Origin of the sequence: Fontisubflavum oceani (assembly GCF_030407165.1) — a bacterium.
Lineage (GTDB): Bacteria > Pseudomonadota > Alphaproteobacteria > Rhodobacterales > Rhodobacteraceae > Rhodophyticola > Rhodophyticola oceani.
This window is the reverse complement of record NZ_CP129111.1, coordinates 778,247-796,433: the sequence shown is the minus strand read 5'-3', so window position 1 is coordinate 796,433 and position 18,187 is coordinate 778,247. Positions and strand designations below refer to the sequence as shown.

The window sequence follows — 18,187 nt, the reverse complement described above, 5'->3', positions numbered from 1 at the left end:
AACTGACCTGACAGGCCTGTGATAACGCGTCACTCTTCGGGTTCGGGGGGCGCGGCTGGCGTGCGAATACCGGCACGGCGCATACGCTCCAACTCGCGGTATTGATCAAGGGAGAGCGGCTCATAGGCACGATGATAGATGTTCACATCGAAGAGCCGTTCCAGAAGCCGCCCATCATTCTGCCGCCGATAGTCCAAATCCTCGGCCGCCAATGTCTCGCGAATGCCTGCGCCGATGCCAAACCGGCTCGTATACCCAACCAGGCCGCCATTGTTGTTGCTGGCGCGGTCGATATTGCCGCCCAAGGCCGCGATCGCATCTGCCTCCGGATCTGGGTCGGTGCGGTTTACGCCGCCGGGTGTCGGTTGCGGCAACTCGGCGAAACTGGGCGGCATCTCCAGTGGCCGCGTCGGAAGGATCGAAAACTCATCCGGGCCTGGGCCATCGGCGGTGACATTCATCAGGCGCGGCTCACTACGGCCACATGCCGCCACGCTCAGCAGCAGCAATCCCGTCGCTATCAGACCGCACCAATGTCTCATCACCGTCTCCTTCGGCCCTGGGTGTAGCTCAAGACACCGCTGCCGTCACGGGGTGATCTTCTTATTGTCCGCAAAGAAGAGCAAGCCAAAGGCGCCCGCGAAAATGCCGATATCGGCCACATTGAAGGCAAATGGGTTCACAATCCCGCAGCAAGACATATTCAGAAAATCCGCAACGGCGCCGTAAATCACCCGGTCGAGCGCATTGCCCAGCGCCCCGCCAACGATGGAGCCCGCCGCGATCAACGCGATGGGCCGGGTCAGCCCGGTTTTCGCCCACCAAAGCACCCAGGCCGAGATTGCAATCGCGACCGCGATCAAAATCCACCGGGTCGTGTCTTCGTATCCAGCGAAGAGGCCGAAATTGATGCCTGTGTTCCATCCCATGTGGAAATTCAGAAAGGGTGGCCAGACAGCGATATGGCCGATCTCGTCAAGCCGCATCCAATGCACCACGGCCCATTTGCTGAGTTGATCGGCGGCGAACCAGAACACGGCGGCGAGAAAGAAAAGGCGCATAAAAGAGTGTCCTAAACTAGTGCCGGAAATGGCGCATGCCTGTGAAAACCATCGCCAGCCCGGCCTCATCGGCAGCGGCAATCACTTCATCATCGCGCATCGAGCCGCCCGGCTGGATCACGGCGCGCGCGCCCGCCTCGGCAGCGGCCAAGAGGCCATCTGCAAAGGGAAAAAACGCATCCGAGGCCAAAACCGAACCTTTGGCCGGACTCTCAGGCAGACCCAGAACCTCGGCCATATCTGCGGCCTTCCGCGCGGCGATCCGGCTGGAATCCACCCGGCTCATCTGCCCGGCGCCGACGCCAACGGTGGCCTGATCTTTCACATAAACAATCGCGTTTGATTTCACGTGTTTCGCCACTTTCCAAGCAAAGAGCAGATCGGTCATTTCATCGGCATCCGGTGCGCGTTTGGTGACAACCTTCAGATCGTCCAGCCCGATATGGCCATTGTCCTTATCCTGCACAAGAAACCCGCCCGAGACTTGGCGATAGGTCAGCGCCGCCGCACGCGGATCAGGCAGCCCCTCTGTTGTCAGCAGGCGTAGGTTTTTCTTTGCGGCAAAAACCTCGCGTGCGCCCGCATCGGCGCCGGGCGCAATCACCACTTCGGTGAAAATGCCGGTAATCGCTTCGGCGGTCGCGGCATCCAGTGGCTGGTTCATCGCGATGATCCCGCCAAAGGCGCTGGTCCGGTCGCAGTCAAACGCGCGGCTATAGGCCTCGATCAAGCTTGACCCACGCGCCACGCCGCAGGGATTGGCATGTTTGATGATCGCGCAGGCCGGGCCATCGGCGGGGTCGAATTCGGCCACCAACTCGAACGCAGCATCGGTGTCGTTGATGTTGTTATAGCTCAGCTCTTTGCCCTGATGCTGCTCCGCGGTCGCCACGCCGGGCCGGTTCGAGCCATCGGTGTAAAACGCCGCCCCTTGGTGCGGGTTCTCGCCATAGCGGAGCGGTTGCGCCAGCGTGCCCGCGACGGCCCGGCGATACGGTGTCTTGTCCTCATGCGCGCCGGCCATCCAGGTCGCGACCGCCGCGTCATAGGCCGCCGTTCTTGCATAGGCCGTGCGCGCCATCCCTTGCCGGAACGCAAGAGGCGTTGCGCCGTCATTCTCCTGCAGCTCGTCCAAAAGCGGCGCATAATCCTTGGTATCGACCACCACCGTCACAAAGGCATGGTTCTTGGCTGCCGCGCGGATCATCGCCGGACCGCCAATGTCGATATTCTCGACGCAGGTCGCATAGTCCGCGCCTTTGGCGACGGTCTCTTCGAACGGGTAGAGATTGACCACCAAAAGGTCGATTGCGCCGATCCCATGGGTTTCCATCGCGGATTGGTGCTCGGCATTGTCGCGCAATGCCAAGAGGCCGCCATGCACCATCGGGTGCAGCGTCTTGACCCGGCCGTCCATCATCTCCGGAAATCCGGTCACCTCGGCCACATCCACGACTGCCAGCCCCGCATCGCGCAGCGCGGTGGCTGTGCCGCCGGTGGAGAGCAGTTCCACGCCACGTGCGGCAAGCGCCTGGGCAAATTCCACCAAGCCGGTTTTGTCAGACACGGAAAGAAGCGCGCGGCGCAGCGGGACGAGGTCGGTCATGTGGTCTCCAATTGTCTCATTGCCAAAGCGTATCGGCCTCATAATCCCGATGCCCGCGCGGGGCGTCGGTCGGCTTGGCCAGGCTCCAGCTTACCGCGCTGCCATAATCGGTTAGGCGGGCAGAGAGAACGATCTGTTTTGTCGCGCGTGGTTTCAGCCGCCCGGTTTCCAGGTAAACCGACTGCTCCAGGCGCATCTCGCCAACGCCGCCATGACGAAAGACCCAGGTCTCGCCACCCTTGAGGCTGAGCGAGATCGCATGGCGCCCATGTCGAGTTTTGCCTCCACCTCGGGGTGCAAATGGAACCTGACCGCATAACCCAAGCCTTCGGGGCTGAGCCGCGACATTACCCGGTCGAGCACGTCGCGGTCGGCCTCATTCATGGCGGCCAACCCGTCTTCGCCCTTCAGGAGCCGCCCGTCTTCCTCCAAAGACAAGCTGCGGAGGTGCAGAAGGCCATGGGTCTTGCGATATCCATCATGGCTGAGTGCGACGGCCTTTGCGCCACCGCTTTGAGAGTGCTGCACCTCGACCTTGACGGGGCCATCGATCAGGCTTTGCCGCACCACGCCGTGATCGGCCGCACGCGGGCCAAGCCGGGAGGAGGAATAGCCTTCGATCGATAGGGTCGAGTGCGATGGCGTCGCGCGGCCAGCCCGCCGCCACTCGGCACCAAAGCTCGCGCCAGAGCCGCAGTTCACGATGACCGGGCGCCGTCCCGAAGTTAGCTCGAAAGCGAGCGTACCCGCATGGGCATTGAACGCGCGGTTGCCCATCATCGGCGGGGCTGCGTCGATCACCATCGACACGCGCCCGGCTTGAAGCCGGGCATAGCCCATTGCCAGCCCGGTTGTGGTGCCGGGCCGGACGCCGGACTGCGCCAACGCCTGATCGAGCCGCCCCGCTGCGCCGCGCCCACCGCCATGAAACCGGGCCAATGCCCCGTTTGAATGGCGCAAGCTGCGCAAGGTCGGCGCGATCCGCATGATGGCCGTATCGACCGCCGGGTCCGGGCGTTTGCCGGTCTCATGCAGTATCGCAGACACCCATGTGAGCAGCGTGAAAACTTCCAGCAGTTCTTCCGGGTTTCGGGTGACGATCCCGCCGCTGGCGTCGACTTCACGGGCGCATTCCTGGGCCAGGGCGCGAAGGGCGGGGGCCAAATGGGTCTCCATTCCGGTCAGCGAACAGGCCGAATAGATCAGCCCAGTCAGTGCCTCAAACCGCGGCAGCCCGTGCGAACTGGCCTTCCACCGCCGCGCGAGAAACACCGTTTGCCGCCCAAGAGCGGCATAAAACTGTTGCCCAACGCTTTGGTCCTGACCGTTCATCAGAAAAAGCGCGTGATTGATCCAGCGGATTTGTCGCCGCCCGGTCAGATCGGGGGTCCAACCCGGACCGGACCCGCGCCCATACCGCGCCAGCCAATCCGCCAGCCAATCCTGCGCCAGGGTGCGCCCACTGCCATCGGCCACGGCGGCGAGATGATCCATCCACTCAAACCCGTGCAACTCATCTTCAAAGGCGTCGGTGGGGGCATCAAGCGCCCAAGGGCTGGTGTCTGCTGCCTCAATCAACACGCCTGCGAAGATCAGATTGCCCGCCATCAACTGCCGCCCCCGTGCATCGCTGCCGATTGTTTTGGGTTCGGGCTGCGAGACAAAGCCGCGCGCAACATGGCCGAGACCCGCTTGCCAGGCGGCCAGCCGGTTGAGGATGCGCGATCTGCGTCCGGGGCGTTCCCGCAAGGCGACGGGGGCAGGGGACAAGGGCTCTGTCATTCTGGCGTTTACTGCTCTGCCTGTCTCGCGGCTAAGATACCTGCGCCGGGCGGCAGTGTCACCGCCTTTGCAGCAGCGCCATGTAAAACCCGTCCATCCCACCACGGTCGGCCCAAAAGTCAGGGCGCAGGCGCAGGCCACCCTCGGGGCTGGCCCAATCGGTCGCGCCACCAAGTGGGACGGGATCAATCGGCACGATCTCCAAATCCTCGTGGCGCTTCAGTGCGGCTTTGACCTGGTTTTCGCCCTCGTTCAGCAAGAGCGAGCAGGTGCAATAGACCATGCGCCCGCCGGGTTTCAGAAATGTGAGCGCCCGGTCGATCATCTGCATTTGCAGTTTGGTCAGGGCTTCGACTTCGTCCGCAGACTTCACAAAGGGCAAATCAGGATGTCGGCGGATCGTACCGGTGGCCGAACAGGGCGCGTCCAGCAAGATCACGTCGAACGGGCCACCATCCCAGGCCAAGGCATCGGCCACGACCAGATCGGCCTGCAATCCGGTCCGGTTCAGGTTTTCCTCCACCCGCCGCATCCGATCTTCGGAGATATCAAGCGCGGTAACATGCGCTCCGGCGGCCGCCAGCTGCAGCGTCTTGCCGCCTGGTGCCGCGCAGAGATCCAACACGGTTTTCCCGGCGATATCGCCTAAGAGGCTGGCAGGCAGCGCCGCAGCCGCATCCTGCACCCACCAACGCCCTTCGTTATAGCCCTCGAGCGCGGTGATCTGTCCCTGGTGCAATCGCAAACTGCCGGTTGGCAGCAGGTCGGTGCCCGGCACGGTCACACCAGTATGTTTTGGGGTCAGATCGGTCGGTGCGCCCTTCTCATGCGCCGCCTCGATCGCCAGAAGGACATCATGACCGAACGCCTTGCCGATCGGCTTGCGCAGCCAAACCGGCAGGGGATGTGGCGGCGTTTTCTCCCAGGCCTCGGCCCCTTCCTCCGCCACCCGCCGAAGCACGGCATTGACCATACCCGAGGCGCGCGCGGTGCGCGGATGGCGTTTGGCCAGCGCCACAGCACTGTTCACAATGCCATGGGCGCCGCTGCCATCCACCAACAATTCGTAGGCCCCGAGGCGCAGGATGTTTTGCACCGCCATATTGGGCCGCCGCGTCAGATAAGCGCGGAGCACGGCGTCGAGACGGCCCAAGTGCCGCAGCACTTCGGTGGTCAAACGCCCGGCGCGTGCGGCCTCGGATGGGGGCAGATCGCCGTACCCCAGGTGAGACAGGAGCCGCTTTTCCCACAAGACCGCATAAAGCGCATCAAGCGCCGCTCGGCGCGCCTCTAGCCCTTCGGTTGACATCGACGCTCCTCTTGCTCAGCCGCCGCGGCGGGGTATATCACATGCATCGCCCAGGCAAGGAGTGCCCATAATGTCTGACGTAACGACAAACGACGACCAACCGGACCTGCCGCCCGCCGCGAAACGCGCGCTGGCCGAAGCCGAGGCGCGCCGCAAAGCCAAAGCGGATGATAAACTGCCGACCGAGTTGGGTGGTCGCGACGGGCCCGAGCCGGTGCGTTATGGCGATTGGGAAAAGAAGGGCTTGGCGATCGACTTCTAGAGCGCACCGCCTCGGCCATCAGAAGATGAAGTCAGCGGCGCCCAATGGCCCATCCAAATTGGTGAAGATGATCGTGTCTCCATTGCCGAGATCAAGCAGCGCCTGATCGCCGGAATAGGTGATCAGCCCCTCAATCTCGTCGAAAGAGGCAAAGCCGAAATTGCCGAGGCTGACCTGATCAATGCCAAGTTCGAAATTGTCGATCACATCGTTGCCATCGCCTTGTTGGAACAAGACCGTGTCCACATCGCCATCATCGGTGAGGAAGATGAAGTCGTCATCCTGCCCGCCATAGAGCATATCGATGCCGTCGCCCGCGTGAAGCGAGTCATTGCCATCTTCGCCCGCGATGAAATCATCTCCCTCGCCGCCAACTGCCACATCATCGCCCGCATTTGCGTAAATCTCGTCATCGCCCAGTCCACCGAAGACTTTGTCATCCGCGTATCCGGCAATGATCGTGTCGTCACCCGCGAAGCCATAAAGGCTCTGGCCGATGCCGACGTGAAAATGGTCTATCTCGTCGTCGTCACCGGTGCCATGCACCTCAGTTGAGGATGGCTTCCCGCCGGGATACCCATCATGGTTCCCATCTGGAATGGCCAATTTATCAGACCGCGATGATGGGCCATTATGGCCGAAAACCGTGGGGCCAGCGATGAAGGCGTCTTTGGCGGGTGCCACATCCAGAAGTATGAGGTCTTTTGACGTGGTGCTTGGCATTGGTTGGCCCTCCATTGATCAGCTATACCTATCGGTCGCGGATCATCGGGGGCCGGTTCAATATGAGGTCGAAAAAGCTCTTCTTTCGGATGTAATGGGCGTAAGGCTGCGCCGATCAGCGTAGGCGGAGATCGGCGTAAATCCCCGCGCCCCTGTCTGAGGTGAAGCGCAGAGTATCGCCAGCAACCTGCACCAACTGGCAATTTGGGCCCAAATCTTCGTCACCGAAGAAGAGATCGCGGCAGAAGTAACCACTCTCCCAATCCCATTGGCCGGTTACCCGCGTGCCAAAAGCGCGCCCGGTAATCTCGCCGCCCGGGCCGACGTTCAGGCGGATGCCAAACCGGGTGAGGTCCCGGCCGTCGACAAGGGACACGAACCGCTCTCTGGATTCCACGATGCTGAAACTATCTGCAACTGCCGGTGTTGCGACCACAAAGGCGGCCGTGATCATGATGCTGCGCAGCATAACTGGTCTCTCCCAAAAAACCGCTACGCGTCAGATACGGATCAACGGCGCCTTTGGATCACCCGAGGCCCAAAACACTGAGCATCGAGAACTCGCCGGGCCCTTTGCCTTGCCCCCAAAGCGCGGCTTTCAAGGCACCGCGCGCGAAGATCCCGCGATCCGTTGCCATATGGCGGAGCACGATCCGCTCACCCGGCCCGGCAAAAAGCACATCATGTTCGCCCACGATGTCGCCACCGCGAATAGCAGAAAACCCGATCTGGCCGGTCTCTCGCGCGCCGGTGATGCCGTCGCGACCTCGGTCCGCAACCTCTTCCAGGGACACGCAGCGCCCCTCGGCGGCGGCCTCGCCCAGCATCAAAGCGGTGCCGGAGGGCGCATCGACCTTCTTGCCATGATGCGCCTCGATCACTTCGATATCGAATTCTTCATCCAACGCGGCGGCGACTTGTCGGGTCAGTTGCACCAGAAGGTTGACCCCCAGGCTCATATTACCCGCTCGGATGATCGTCGCATGACGCGCGGCGGCGGCGATTTTCTCCAAATGCGCCGGTTCGAACCCGGTTGTGCCGATCACATGGACGCATCGCGCCTGCGCCGTCAGAAGCGCGTGATCTACCGTCGCGTTTGGTGAGGTGAAATCGATCACGGCCTGCGCTTTGACGATCACCTCAAGCGGGTCATCAAACACCGGCACGCCCGACCGTGCACCGCCCATCGCTTCGCCCAAATCCTCCCCGACCCAGGCATGGCCGGCGCGCTCTGTCACGCCGATCAAATGTGCCTTGTCGCTGGCATTGATCGTTTCGATCAACATCTGGCCCATCCGGCCAGAGCCACCCATCACTGCAATGCCAACACTGTCGCTCATATCGATCCCTCCGGGGTTTGGCCCGATCTAGCCGATGCCCGCCCGTTTCGCAAAGCGCTTGCTTGCGAGCGGCCATCTGATCCCATAGATGCTGGGATCAGAGGATAGAGCCAATGGCAAAAAACAAGTTTCATGATGGCCCCGGCCCGTCGCAGCGCCAATTGCGCGTGGGGGAGCTGATCCGTCGAACGCTCTCTGATGTGTTGAATCAGGGCGACGTGCATGACCCCGAGTTAAACGCGATGTCGATTACCGTGGGCGAAGTGCGTGCCTCTCCCGATCTGAAAATCGCGACCGTTTACGTGATGCCGCTGGGCGGCGACAAACGCGAGGAAGCGATCCAAGCGCTCAAACGCAACAAATCCGAGTTACGCCGCGCGATCAGCCGCGAGATGACGTTGAAATATGCGCCGGATCTGCGCTTTGTGATCGACGATACGTTTGACCGGATGGATGAAAGCCGCCGCCTTTTCGCGCAAGATAAGGTCCGCCAAGACTTGGACCGCGATCCGGAATGATCCGGCTGGCCGCTCTTGGCGTTCTTGCGACGCTTGCGCCCCAAGCTGCCCAGGCGGCTTGCAACGCGGTCACGTTCGACGGCGCGCGGTTCACGATTTGCGAGATGTCGACGGTGGATGACGATATCCGCCTCTTTCTACGCGACGAGGCCGGCCAGGTCTTCGGCTCCTTCACCCGGCTCAACCAGAGCCTGCCCGAGGGGCAGCGCCTCGGCATGGCGATGAATGCCGGCATGTTCCATGACAATCGCGCGCCGGTCGGGCTTTATATCGAAGATGGTGTTGAGGAGATGCGCGTTATCACCTCGGACGGTCCAGGGAATTTCGGCCTCTTGCCCAATGGTGTGTTTTGCCTGAACGGGGATCGGGCGCAGGTGATTGAAAGCCGTGCCTATGCCGCCGACCCACCCGCCTGCCAATATGCAACGCAATCCGGCCCGATGCTGGTGATCGATGGGGAGTTGCATCCCCGCTTTCTCGAACACAGCGACAGTCTCAATATCCGAAATGGGGTTGGGGTGGACGAGACCGGTACGCGGGTTGTCATGGCGATCTCGGATCAGCAGGTGAACTTCCATCATTTCGCGCGGTTATTCCGCGATGGTCTCGATCTGCCCAATGCTCTGTTCCTCGATGGGAGTGTCTCGCGGCTCTATGCTCCGGACCTGGGTCGAAGCGATCTGGGCTTCCCCATTGGCCCAATCCTCGGCACGGTTGTTGACGAGACCGTCGCAGGCGGATAGCAGACCGGCCTTCATTGAAAGATAGGCAAGGCAATGGCGCGCAAACGCAAAGGGCGGGATATCTCAGGCTGGCTGGTGGTGGACAAACCCGCCGGGCTGACCTCGACCGCTGTTGTGAACAAGGTGAAATGGGCGTTCGACGCGAAGAAGGCGGGCCACGCCGGCACGCTCGATCCCGAGGCGACCGGTGTGCTGGCCGTGGCACTGGGTGAAGCGACGAAGACCGTGCCCTACGTCACTGACGCGATGAAAGCTTACACCTTCATCATCCGTCTGGGGCAGGCCACCAATACCGACGATGCCGAAGGCGAAGGGATTGCCGAGAGCGACCTGCGCCCAAGTGACGCCGAGATCACAGCGGCGTTGCCGTCTTTCGAAGGGGATATCGCGCAAGTCCCGCCGCAATACTCCGCCGTCAAAATCGTTGGTCAGCGCGCCTATAAGCTGGCGCGCGATGGCGAGGATCTCGAACTGGCCGCGCGCCCGCTTTATGTGGAGAGCCTGAAACTGCTCAGTCGGCCTGATGCTGATCATGCCGAATTGGAACTGATTTGTGGCAAAGGCGGGTATGTCCGCGCGATTGCCCGCGATCTTGGTGAGAAGCTGGGTTGCTACGCCCATGTGCGGCATCTGCGGCGCATTTGGTCGGGGCCGTTCGATGTGGAGGAGGGCGTGACTTTGGAGCAGATTGAGGCGCTCGCCCGGTCCGAGGAAATCGACACGTTGCTCTTACCCTTGGAAATCGGTCTATCTGACTTGCCGCAACTGACCTGCACCGATCTTGGCGCAGCCCGCCTCAAAAACGGCAATCCGGGGGAGGTGATTACCTCGGCCGAGTATGGCGAAGAGTGTTGGGCGGCGCATGACGGCACGCCCGTGGCGGTCGGCATTTACCGGGGCGGCACGCTGCATCCGCATCGTGTGTTCAACCTATGATCGAGCGGAGCTTCAAAAAGGGCGATGCGGATAGTGTCGCCGTCTATTCCGATTGCGAGCGATACCGCTATAGCCTGACCCGGATTTGGGATCCGCATGGCACCAAGGCGCTGTTCATCATGCTCAACCCCTCGACCGCCACCGAAGTTCAGAACGATCCGACAGTGGAACGTTGTGAACGCCGGGCGCGCACGCTTGGGTTTGGCGCCTTTCGCGTGCTTAACATCTTCGCGTGGCGGGATACCGACCCAAAGGCCATGCGCGCCGCTGCGGATCCGGTGGGGGCCGAAAACGACGCAACGATTATCGACAGCCTGCCATGGGCGGATCAGACGATCGCCGCTTGGGGCACACATGGCGCACATCTCAATCGCGGGCCAGAGGTGGAGGCCTTGCTGCGCCAGACGGGGACGCCGCTTTACCACCTGGGCCTCTCGAAACAGGGCCACCCGAAACATCCACTCTATATCGGGTATGCGGTCCAGCCGGTGCTCTGGCCATCTGATTGACGCGGCCCGGCGGGCGCGGCAGGGTCCGCTCTCAAAAGGGAGGTGTCAAATGTCGGATATTCCAGGGTTCGCGCAGAGTATGATTGCCACAAATGGCACCCGCCTCTCGGTGCATCAGGCCGGGCAGGGCGCGCCGCTCACCTGCTGCACGGCTATCCGCAGAATCACATGACCTGGGTGAAGATCGCGCCGAAACTGGCCGAAGATTTCCACGTGATCATCCCTGATCTCCGGGGCTATGGCGAGAGCGATATCCCCAAAAGCGACCCCGACAACCGGGCCTATTCGAAACGAGAGATGGCCCTGGACATCATCGGCCTGATGGATGCGCTCGATTTGCCCCGTGCCCATATCCTTGGCCATGATCGTGGCGCGCGGGTCACCTATCGGCTGGCGCTGGATCATCCAGAGCGGGTCGACCGATTGGGGATCATCGAGATTGTGCCCACCGGCGATTTCTGGGCCTCTTGGGACCCGGATTTGGCGATGAAGGGCTATCATTGGACCTTCCTGGCACAGCCCGCACCTTTGCCCGAACGGATGATTTCAACCGATGGGCCAGGCTATATGGATTGGACCTTGGCCAGTTGGACATTTGCCGGCGATCTCTCACCCTTCACCGCCGAAGCGCTGGCCAGTTATCGCCGCCAAGCCGCCGACCCTGCGCGGATTGCCGCCATGTGCGACGATTACCGCGCAGGGGCCACGTTTGACCGCGCCCTGGACGAGGCGGACCGCGCGGCTGGCCTGAAAATCACCGCGCCGTTGCATTTCGTTTGGGCCAAGGGCGGCTTTCCGGCGCGCACCGGCGACCCGCTTGGGATCTGGCAGAATTGGGCCGAGGATGTCACCGGCACAGAGGTTTCCGGCTGTGGTCATTTCGCAATGGAGGAGGTGCCGGACGCCGTGCTTGCCGCCATCCGACCGCATTTTATCGACTAAAGTGCCTCAAGTGGTTTCAATGATGTCATCAAGTGCTCTCTCGTAAGGCGAATGCACCGCCCTAAGCCGCAGATGAGAACTCGAAACCAGCGAGACGTCATTCGCACTTTTCTTTCCGTCTAAAACCCCCTATATGCGCGCATCCGCTTCGCAAGAGGCGGGCAAATCTCCACGGGCCCTGCTGGACGACATCCCTTGCGCCATTCCTTTTTCTCAAACCAAGGAGACCCCGATGTCGATTACGGCCGAAGAAAAAGCCCGCGTGATGACTGAATTCGCGACCAAAGAAGGCGACACGGGTTCGCCCGAAGTGCAGGTTGCGATCCTCAGCTCGCGGATTGCCACGCTGACCGAACATTTCAAAAGCCACAAGAAGGATAACCATTCCCGCCGTGGTCTGTTGATGATGGTCGCCCAGCGCCGCAAATTGCTGGACTATCTCAAAGGCAAAGATGAAGCGCGTTATCAGTCGCTGATCGAACGCCTGGGTCTGCGCCGCTAAGCCAGCCTCACAGATGTGATAGAGATGCCCCGCTGCCGACCCGGTCGCGGGGTTTTTCTTTGCGGGGCGATGCGTCTAGGCCCCGACATCCACCATCCGGATCAGATCGTTTTCCTTGACGGTTTCCATGACAGCGAAGGAATGGGTCTGCATCACGCCTGGCAGTTTGCCGATCTTCTCGCCCAGAACTTCGCGGAAATGCGCGATGTCATGGGTGCGCACCTTCAGCATGTAGTCGAACTGCCCGGCGATCATCAGGCAGCTCTGAACCTCGGGAATGGCTTGAACCGCCGCGTTGAACTCATCGAGTGAGTTGTCGCTCGTCTGGGTCAGGCTGATATGCACGATCGTGACATGTTTCATGTCGACCAAGGCTGGGTCGAGGATCGCGCGATATTGGCTGATCACCCCCGTCTTTTCCAACCGCCGCACCCGCTCGGAACAGGGTGTTTTTGACAGGTTCACCCGCTTGGCGAGATCAACAATCGAGAGCCGTCCGTTCTGCTGTAACGCGTCGAGAATCTTGCGATCGATAACGTCTAATGGTCTTCGCATTGGTCTTTTTTCCTGTTTTTTGCCTGCAAAAAGGGAAAAAACCCAAGATTTCCGCAATAATAGGCCCAAAAACTAGCCAAAAAGACTATCATGGCAATAGGAAAGACGCGAACAATAAAAATCAATCCCAGGGTCGGTATCGCCGGCTGCACAGCGCAGACCGCCATGTCTTTCCCGATATGAATGGACCCCGGGCGGAACGATGGGAGCCACCCTAGGATGTCTACAAAACTGCTAGTTGGCCTTGACGGCCATAGTTCCGGTGAACGGGCGCTGGCATATGGTGAAGAAATGGCAAAGCTGATCGGAGCGTGTGAGCTCTTGGTCGTCTATGTCATCGAATGGTCGCCATATTCCTTCCAAACACCGGAAGAAAACGCCGAGCGGCATAAACGCCGTGAGGAGGAAATCTCAACAGCGATGGAACGGGTTGTCACCCCGGCGCTTGCCCGCCTGAATGACGCCGGTCTGACCGCAACGGGATTGGTCCGCCATGGCAATGTCGCCGACACGCTGAATGCGGTCGCCGTCAAAGAGGGCGCGACGCAGATCGTCGTGGCCCGCTCCACTGAAAGTGGGTTGTCCAAGCGGATTTTCGGCAGCTCGACCGCCAATCTGGTGATGGAAGCCAACGTGCCCGTCACGGTCGTGGGATAAGGGACTAAGTCATGAAAACATATCAGAAAATGGGCCTGTCCCTCGGGGCATTGGCCGCGATGGTGACCCCTGCGATGGCGCAAGAGGCGATGAGCCTTGATGAGCGCGTCAATGCGGCCTTCGCGTCGTTCACCGGGCCATTTGTGAGCCTGATCTTCGCCCCGTTCCCGGGAACAGAATTCCCCTGGATCGTCATGTGGCTGGTGATCGCGGCCTCTGTCTTCACGCTCTATTTCGGCTTTGTGCAGATCAAATACTTCATGCATTCGATCTCGCTGGTCAAAGGCGACTATGCCGATCCTGACGATGCGGGTGAGGTCAGCCATTTCCAGGCGTTGGCAACGGCGCTCTCGGGCACGGTTGGTCTTGGCAACATCGCCGGCGTCGCGGTGGCCGTGGGCATTGGTGGACCGGGGGCGACATTCTGGATGATCCTGGCGGGTCTTCTGGGCATGGCGTCGAAATTCACCGAATGCACGCTCGGCGTGAAGTACCGCAACGAGTACCCAGACGGCACCGTTTCCGGCGGCCCGATGTATTATATTTCGAAAGGGTTCAAGGAGTTGGGTCTGCCCGGTGGCAGGGTCCTCGCCATACTCTTCTCGATCTTCTGCATTCTGGGCGCGTTTGGCGGGGGCAATATGTTCCAGGCCAATCAGGCGCATGCGCAGATCTCCGGGATCGTCGGAGACTATCCGGGCTGGATCACCGGCCTCGTCTTCGCGGCAGTGGTCTATGCGGTGATTATCGGCGGGGTGAAGTCCATCGCACGGGTGACCGAAAAGGTCGTGCCGTTCATGGGCATCCTCTATGTCGGCGCGGCTTTGATCATCCTTGCCGTGAATTACGACATGATCGGCTGGGCCTTCGGTCAGATCTTCGCGGGTGCCTTCACCGGGCTCGGGGTTGCGGGCGGCATGGTCGGCGCGCTGATCCAGGGCTTCAAACGGGCGGCCTTCTCGAACGAAGCAGGTGTTGGTTCGGCGGCGATCGCTCACTCGGCGGTGCGCACCAAAGAGCCGATCACCGAAGGCTTCGTGTCGCTTCTGGAGCCGCTGATCGACACCGTGGTGATCTGCACCATGACGGCGCTGGTGATCATCATCACCGGTCAGTTGATCAACGATCCCGAAACGGGTCTCTACCTGCTCGACGGCAACCATATTGCCACGGTTGATGGCAATACCGGCGTCGCCCTGACCTCGGCCGCTTTCGGTGCGTCGATCAGTTGGTTCCCGTATATTCTGGCCATTGCCGTGGTGCTCTTCGCCTTCTCCACGATGATCTCGTGGTCCTATTACGGATTGAAGGCGTGGACCTATCTCTTTGGCGAGGGCAAGACCTCGGAACTGATCTTCAAACTGATCTTCTGCGTCTTCGTGGTGATCGGTGCGGCGGCCAGCCTTGGCCCGGTGATCGACTTCTCGGACGCGGCGATCTTCGCCATGGCCGTGGTCAACATCACCGCGCTCTACTTCTTGATGAAAGTGGTCCGCGCCGAACTGGCGTCTTACACCGCCCGGCTCAAATCCGGTGAAATCCGGAAATTCGGGGCTGCAGACGCGGCTTAAGACATTGAGGGAGGCGGCCATCGCGCCGCCTCCTCTCTCCCCGCCTTCAGGGCACCTTCCCAAACAGAGCTTTCTCATGTATGGCCGCAGAATCTGAAATCCGGCGCCCGGACCCCAGCGCCTGACAAAGAAGATATCGGGGTCAGGGGGAATGCGCCCCCTATGCAATGGCCAATTGGGCCAACACAGGAACCGTAGATGTTTAACGTGACAAAAAAATCGATGGAGTGGGGCGAAGAAACGCTCACGCTCGAAACGGGCAAGGTTGCCCGTCAGGCAGATGGCTCGGTCATCGCCACCTTGGGTGAAACCTCGGTCATGGCCAACGTGACCTTCGCCAAATCGCCCAAGCCGGGGCAGGATTTCTTCCCGCTCACCGTGCATTATCAAGAGAAATACTATGCCGCCGGTAAAGTGCCTGGCGGCTTTTTCAAGCGCGAGGCGCGTCCGACTGAAAAAGAGACGCTGACCGCCCGCTTGATCGACCGTCCGATCCGCCCGCTCTTTGTGCCTGGCTTCAAACATGAAGTCCTGGTGATGTGCACGGTGCTCAGCCATGATCTGGTGAATGACCCCGACATGGTCGCGATGATCGCAACCTCCGCCGCGCTGACCCTGTCGGGCGCGCCCTTCATGGGTCCGATCGCCGCTTGCCGCGTGGGCTTTGAGGATGGCGAATACGTCCTCAACCCAACCGTGGATGACATGCACCAGCTGCGCATGAACCCCGATCAGCGGTTGGACCTGGTGGTTGCCGGGACCAAAGACGCCGTGATGATGGTGGAATCGGAAGCCTATGAGCTGACCGAGGCCGAAATGCTGGGGGCGGTGAACTTCGCCCATGAGCAGATCCAGCCGGTGATCGACCTGATCATCTCGCTGGCCGAAGAGGCGGCGGCGAAAGAGCCCTTCGACTTCCAGCCGCCGGATTACAGCGAGCTCTATGCCGCCGTGAAAGCCGCCGGTGAGGAGAAAATCCGCGCCGCCTATGCGATCACCGACAAGCAGGAGCGCACCACCGCTGTCTCCGACGCGAAAGCCGCCATCGTCGACGCGCTGAGCGAAGAGCAACAGGAAGACGCCAATCTCGGCTCGGCCCTGAAGAAGCTCGAAGCGTCCGTGCTGCGCGGCGATGTGGTGAAAACCGGCAAGCGGATCGATGGTCGCGCGCTCGACACGGTACGCCCGATTGTCTCCGAAGTGGGCCTTCTGCCGCGGACGCATGGCTCGTCGCTCTTCACCCGTGGGGAGACGCAGGGCTTGGTGGTGACCACGCTCGGCACCGGCGATGATGAGCAGATGATCGACGCGCTACATGGCACGTTCCGCTCGAACTTCCTGCTGCATTACAACTTCCCGCCCTATTCGGTCGGTGAAGCCGGTCGCGTGGGCCCTCCGGGACGCCGCGAAATCGGGCACGGGAAACTGGCTTGGCGCGCGCTTCCAGGCGGTCCTGCCAGCACCCACCGATTTCCCCTATACGATCCGCGTGGTCTCCGAGATCACCGAGTCGAACGGCTCCTCCTCGATGGCGTCTGTCTGCGGCGGCTCGCTGTCGATGATGGATGCTGGGGTGCCTCTGAAAGCACCGGTTGCTGGTGTGGCCATGGGCCTGATCCTGGAAGAGGACGGCTCCTATGCAGTCCTGACCGACATCCTGGGCGACGAAGACCACCTGGGCGATATGGACTTCAAAGTGGCGGGCACCGAAAACGGCATCACCTCGCTGCAGATGGACATCAAGGTCGCCGGCATCACGCCGGAGATCATGGAGAAAGCCCTCGATCAGGCGAAAGCCGGTCGGATGCATATCCTCGGCGAGATGGGCAAAGCGCTCACCGAGGGCCGTCAGGAATTCTCTGCCCATGCGCCGCGCATCGAAACGATGACCGTGCCCACCGACAAGATCCGCGAAGTGATCGGCTCGGGCGGCAAGGTGATCCGCGAGATCGTGGAAGTCTCCGGCGCCAAGGTCGATATCAACGATGACGGCGTGATCAAGATCGCGTCGGCCAACGCCGAGTCGATCCAAAAAGCCTATGATATGATCCATTCCATCGTGGCCGAGCCCGAGGAAGGCAAGATCTACAAAGGCAAGGTCGTAAAGATCGTCGATTTTGGCGCCTTCGTGAACTTCTTCGGCAAGCGCGACGGGCTGGTCCATGTCAGCCAGATCGAAAACCGCCGCCTGAACCACCCCTCCGATGTCCTGAAAGAGGGCCAGGAAGTTTGGGTCAAGCTCTTGGGCTTCGATGATCGCGGCAAGGTTCGCTTGGCGATGAAAATGGTCAACCAGGAGACCGGCGAAGAGCAAGCCAAGGAAGAGGCCGCCGACTAACGCTGGTCCTTCACTTAAAAAAACCATGCGGGGTCAGGTCACACTGACCCCGTTTCTTCTTGGTGCTGGTTTGCTCTTCGAATATTGCAACACTAACTGAAACGTGACTGCCTCTGCCTTGTGGCAAAGGGGAAATCACGTAGACTCACCGCCGCACTGAACTTGGATCGATTTCGGGGATTTCACATGCTGACCCGCAGGCATTTCATCATCACAGGGGCCGCTTTGGCCGCGACGCCCGTATTTGGGCAAGACGCTGTTTCCTTTGACGAATCCGTGGTTCGCCCAGAGTCAGAGGGGCCGAACCCTTGGGGTTTGCATCCCCGATTTATGCCCACCGTGGTTGAAGCCCGCGCGGGGCTTGCCGCGGGCGACCTGCACGTGGATCCCGTCGCGCGTTATCTTTACCTGATCCGGGAAGATGGCCTGACCGCTCTGCGCTATGGCGTGGCTGTGGGCCGGATTGGGCTGCAAAGCCCTGGCACCTACACGATCCGCCGCAAGGTTGAATGGCCCTCCTGGCGTCCGACCGATGCGATGATCGAACGTGAGCCGCATCTTTATGCGCAATATGCCGATGGTGTCGAAGGTGGGCCGGATAACCCGCTCGGGGCCCGGGCGCTCTATCTCTATGATGGCAACCGGGACACGTATCTGCGGGTGCATGGTACGCCGCAGCCTTGGTCAATTGGCACGTCGGCCAGCTCTGGCTGCGTTCGGATGGTCAATGATCACGTGATGGATCTTTATCCTCGCGTCCCACTTGGGGCGCGGATCACGCTGCATTCCGCCTAGTTCCTGCCGTTGACCCAATAGGAAAGGCCCGCAGTTTT

At 60.9% G+C, this 18,187-nt stretch carries 21 protein-coding genes and 1 pseudogene; 12 read left to right on the top strand and 10 right to left on the bottom strand.

The window, feature by feature from the left end; all coding sequences use genetic code 11:
• Positions 1-29: 29 nt before the first annotated feature.
• The 6 genes from QTA57_RS04065 to QTA57_RS04040 are packed head-to-tail and all read right to left on the bottom strand — an operon-like array spanning position 30 to position 5,758.
• Positions 30-542, bottom strand: coding sequence for a DUF3035 domain-containing protein (locus tag QTA57_RS04065; protein WP_290153775.1), 513 nt, complete (start codon positions 540-542; stop codon positions 30-32).
• A 45-nt stretch (positions 543-587) separates the two neighbouring features.
• A complete protein-coding gene (lspA, locus tag QTA57_RS04060; protein WP_145213219.1) occupies positions 588-1,061 on the bottom strand; it encodes a signal peptidase II in 474 nt (157 codons plus the stop codon).
• 16 nt (positions 1,062-1,077) lie between these two features.
• Entirely contained in the window at positions 1,078-2,667 is a 1,590-nt protein-coding gene (purH, locus tag QTA57_RS04055; protein WP_290153773.1) for a bifunctional phosphoribosylaminoimidazolecarboxamide formyltransferase/IMP cyclohydrolase, read from the bottom strand.
• Positions 2,668-2,683: 16 nt separating this feature from the next.
• The gene (locus QTA57_RS04050) at positions 2,684-2,923 is read right to left on the bottom strand and encodes a heparinase II/III domain-containing protein (RefSeq protein WP_290154771.1); all 240 of its coding nucleotides are present in this window, start codon (positions 2,921-2,923) and stop codon (positions 2,684-2,686) included.
• Entirely contained in the window at positions 2,821-4,449 is a 1,629-nt protein-coding gene (locus QTA57_RS04045; protein WP_290153771.1) for a heparinase II/III family protein, read from the bottom strand. Before QTA57_RS04045 ends, QTA57_RS04050 begins: the two co-directional genes overlap by 103 nt.
• Before the next feature lie 58 nt (positions 4,450-4,507).
• Positions 4,508-5,758 carry an RsmB/NOP family class I SAM-dependent RNA methyltransferase gene (locus tag QTA57_RS04040; RefSeq protein ID WP_290153769.1) on the bottom strand — a complete coding sequence of 417 codons (1,251 nt, stop codon included), beginning with the start codon at positions 5,756-5,758 and terminating at the stop codon, positions 4,508-4,510.
• A gap of 70 nt (positions 5,759-5,828) precedes the next feature.
• On the opposite strand from QTA57_RS04040, the gene QTA57_RS04035 reads away from it, so the two are divergent.
• On the top strand, positions 5,829-6,020 hold the full coding sequence (locus tag QTA57_RS04035) for a DUF1674 domain-containing protein (protein WP_171559378.1): 192 nt from the start codon (positions 5,829-5,831) through the stop codon (positions 6,018-6,020).
• Positions 6,021-6,038: 18 nt separating this feature from the next.
• Here the strand turns inward: QTA57_RS04035 and QTA57_RS04030 are convergent, their stop codons facing one another.
• The 3 genes from QTA57_RS04030 to dapB all read right to left on the bottom strand — a co-directional run bounded on the left by QTA57_RS04030 (position 6,039) and on the right by dapB (position 8,083).
• Positions 6,039-6,743, bottom strand: a complete 705-nt coding sequence (locus QTA57_RS04030; RefSeq protein ID WP_290153767.1) for a calcium-binding protein — start codon at positions 6,741-6,743, stop codon at positions 6,039-6,041.
• Between the two features lie 115 nt (positions 6,744-6,858).
• On the bottom strand, positions 6,859-7,212 hold the full coding sequence (locus tag QTA57_RS04025; RefSeq protein WP_290153765.1) for a dihydrodipicolinate reductase: 354 nt from the start codon (positions 7,210-7,212) through the stop codon (positions 6,859-6,861).
• A 58-nt stretch (positions 7,213-7,270) separates the two neighbouring features.
• Positions 7,271-8,083 (bottom strand): 4-hydroxy-tetrahydrodipicolinate reductase, encoded by an 813-nt coding sequence (gene dapB / locus QTA57_RS04020; RefSeq protein ID WP_290153763.1) that lies wholly within the window; start codon positions 8,081-8,083, stop codon positions 7,271-7,273.
• A gap of 113 nt (positions 8,084-8,196) precedes the next feature.
• On the opposite strand from dapB, the gene rbfA reads away from it, so the two are divergent.
• From rbfA to rpsO, 7 genes are all read left to right on the top strand, one after another.
• Complete coding sequence (gene rbfA, locus QTA57_RS04015) at positions 8,197-8,601, top strand: 30S ribosome-binding factor RbfA (protein WP_171559386.1); 405 nt, start codon at positions 8,197-8,199, stop codon at positions 8,599-8,601.
• Positions 8,598-9,344, top strand: a complete 747-nt coding sequence (locus tag QTA57_RS04010; protein WP_290153761.1) for a phosphodiester glycosidase family protein — start codon at positions 8,598-8,600, stop codon at positions 9,342-9,344. Before rbfA ends, QTA57_RS04010 begins: the two co-directional genes overlap by 4 nt.
• Before the next feature lie 33 nt (positions 9,345-9,377).
• The gene (gene truB / locus QTA57_RS04005; RefSeq protein ID WP_290153759.1) at positions 9,378-10,280 is read left to right on the top strand and encodes a tRNA pseudouridine(55) synthase TruB; all 903 of its coding nucleotides are present in this window, start codon (positions 9,378-9,380) and stop codon (positions 10,278-10,280) included.
• Positions 10,277-10,789: a DUF1643 domain-containing protein gene (locus tag QTA57_RS04000; RefSeq protein WP_290153757.1), complete on the top strand. Its 513-nt coding sequence runs from the start codon at positions 10,277-10,279 to the stop codon at positions 10,787-10,789. Before truB ends, QTA57_RS04000 begins: the two co-directional genes overlap by 4 nt.
• 49 nt (positions 10,790-10,838) lie before the next feature.
• The gene (locus QTA57_RS03995) at positions 10,839-10,961 is read left to right on the top strand and encodes a hypothetical protein (RefSeq protein WP_290153755.1); all 123 of its coding nucleotides are present in this window, start codon (positions 10,839-10,841) and stop codon (positions 10,959-10,961) included.
• On the top strand, positions 10,958-11,731 hold the full coding sequence (locus QTA57_RS03990) for an alpha/beta fold hydrolase (RefSeq protein ID WP_290153753.1): 774 nt from the start codon (positions 10,958-10,960) through the stop codon (positions 11,729-11,731). The genes QTA57_RS03995 and QTA57_RS03990 overlap by 4 nt, the downstream gene beginning before the upstream one ends.
• Before the next feature lie 232 nt (positions 11,732-11,963).
• On the top strand, positions 11,964-12,233 hold the full coding sequence (gene rpsO / locus QTA57_RS03985) for a 30S ribosomal protein S15 (protein ID WP_145213182.1): 270 nt from the start codon (positions 11,964-11,966) through the stop codon (positions 12,231-12,233).
• A gap of 75 nt (positions 12,234-12,308) precedes the next feature.
• On the opposite strand, the gene QTA57_RS03980 is transcribed toward rpsO, so the two are convergent.
• Positions 12,309-12,788: an Lrp/AsnC ligand binding domain-containing protein gene (locus QTA57_RS03980; protein WP_290153752.1), complete on the bottom strand. Its 480-nt coding sequence runs from the start codon at positions 12,786-12,788 to the stop codon at positions 12,309-12,311.
• 219 nt (positions 12,789-13,007) lie between these two features.
• On the opposite strand from QTA57_RS03980, the gene QTA57_RS03975 reads away from it, so the two are divergent.
• The 4 genes and pseudogenes from QTA57_RS03975 to QTA57_RS03960 all read left to right on the top strand — a co-directional run bounded on the left by QTA57_RS03975 (position 13,008) and on the right by QTA57_RS03960 (position 18,149).
• Positions 13,008-13,445 carry a universal stress protein gene (locus QTA57_RS03975; protein WP_145213176.1) on the top strand — a complete coding sequence of 146 codons (438 nt, stop codon included), beginning with the start codon at positions 13,008-13,010 and terminating at the stop codon, positions 13,443-13,445.
• Positions 13,446-13,456: 11 nt separating this feature from the next.
• Positions 13,457-15,016, top strand: coding sequence for an alanine/glycine:cation symporter family protein (locus QTA57_RS03970; RefSeq protein WP_290153749.1), 1,560 nt, complete (start codon positions 13,457-13,459; stop codon positions 15,014-15,016).
• Between the two features lie 198 nt (positions 15,017-15,214).
• Positions 15,215-17,354: pseudogene (gene pnp, locus QTA57_RS03965) on the top strand (polyribonucleotide nucleotidyltransferase).
• Positions 17,355-17,540: 186 nt separating this feature from the next.
• Positions 17,541-18,149: a L,D-transpeptidase gene (locus tag QTA57_RS03960; RefSeq protein WP_145213168.1), complete on the top strand. Its 609-nt coding sequence runs from the start codon at positions 17,541-17,543 to the stop codon at positions 18,147-18,149.
• The last annotated feature ends 38 nt before the right edge of the window (positions 18,150-18,187 follow it).

Bases quoted from the DNA above. Each gene is read 5' to 3' on its own strand.
- QTA57_RS04065 (WP_290153775.1), bottom strand. From the start codon at position 542: ATGAGACATTGGTGCGGTCTGATAGCGACGGGATTGCTGCTGCTGAGC.
- lspA (WP_145213219.1), bottom strand. From the start codon at position 1,061: ATGCGCCTTTTCTTTCTCGCCGCCGTGTTCTGGTTCGCCGCCGATCAA.
- purH (WP_290153773.1), bottom strand. From the start codon at position 2,667: ATGACCGACCTCGTCCCGCTGCGCCGCGCGCTTCTTTCCGTGTCTGAC.
- QTA57_RS04045 (WP_290153771.1), bottom strand. From the start codon at position 4,449: ATGACAGAGCCCTTGTCCCCTGCCCCCGTCGCCTTGCGGGAACGCCCC.
- QTA57_RS04040 (WP_290153769.1), bottom strand. From the start codon at position 5,758: ATGTCAACCGAAGGGCTAGAGGCGCGCCGAGCGGCGCTTGATGCGCTT.
- QTA57_RS04035 (WP_171559378.1), top strand. From the start codon at position 5,829: ATGTCTGACGTAACGACAAACGACGACCAACCGGACCTGCCGCCCGCC.
- QTA57_RS04030 (WP_290153767.1), bottom strand. From the start codon at position 6,743: ATGCCAAGCACCACGTCAAAAGACCTCATACTTCTGGATGTGGCACCC.
- QTA57_RS04025 (WP_290153765.1), bottom strand. From the start codon at position 7,212: ATGCTGCGCAGCATCATGATCACGGCCGCCTTTGTGGTCGCAACACCG.
- dapB (WP_290153763.1), bottom strand. From the start codon at position 8,083: ATGAGCGACAGTGTTGGCATTGCAGTGATGGGTGGCTCTGGCCGGATG.
- rbfA (WP_171559386.1), top strand. From the start codon at position 8,197: ATGGCAAAAAACAAGTTTCATGATGGCCCCGGCCCGTCGCAGCGCCAA.
- QTA57_RS04010 (WP_290153761.1), top strand. From the start codon at position 8,598: ATGATCCGGCTGGCCGCTCTTGGCGTTCTTGCGACGCTTGCGCCCCAA.
- truB (WP_290153759.1), top strand. From the start codon at position 9,378: ATGGCGCGCAAACGCAAAGGGCGGGATATCTCAGGCTGGCTGGTGGTG.
- QTA57_RS04000 (WP_290153757.1), top strand. From the start codon at position 10,277: ATGATCGAGCGGAGCTTCAAAAAGGGCGATGCGGATAGTGTCGCCGTC.
- QTA57_RS03995 (WP_290153755.1), top strand. From the start codon at position 10,839: ATGTCGGATATTCCAGGGTTCGCGCAGAGTATGATTGCCACAAATGGC.
- QTA57_RS03990 (WP_290153753.1), top strand. From the start codon at position 10,958: ATGACCTGGGTGAAGATCGCGCCGAAACTGGCCGAAGATTTCCACGTG.
- rpsO (WP_145213182.1), top strand. From the start codon at position 11,964: ATGTCGATTACGGCCGAAGAAAAAGCCCGCGTGATGACTGAATTCGCG.
- QTA57_RS03980 (WP_290153752.1), bottom strand. From the start codon at position 12,788: ATGCGAAGACCATTAGACGTTATCGATCGCAAGATTCTCGACGCGTTA.
- QTA57_RS03975 (WP_145213176.1), top strand. From the start codon at position 13,008: ATGTCTACAAAACTGCTAGTTGGCCTTGACGGCCATAGTTCCGGTGAA.
- QTA57_RS03970 (WP_290153749.1), top strand. From the start codon at position 13,457: ATGAAAACATATCAGAAAATGGGCCTGTCCCTCGGGGCATTGGCCGCG.
- QTA57_RS03960 (WP_145213168.1), top strand. From the start codon at position 17,541: ATGCTGACCCGCAGGCATTTCATCATCACAGGGGCCGCTTTGGCCGCG.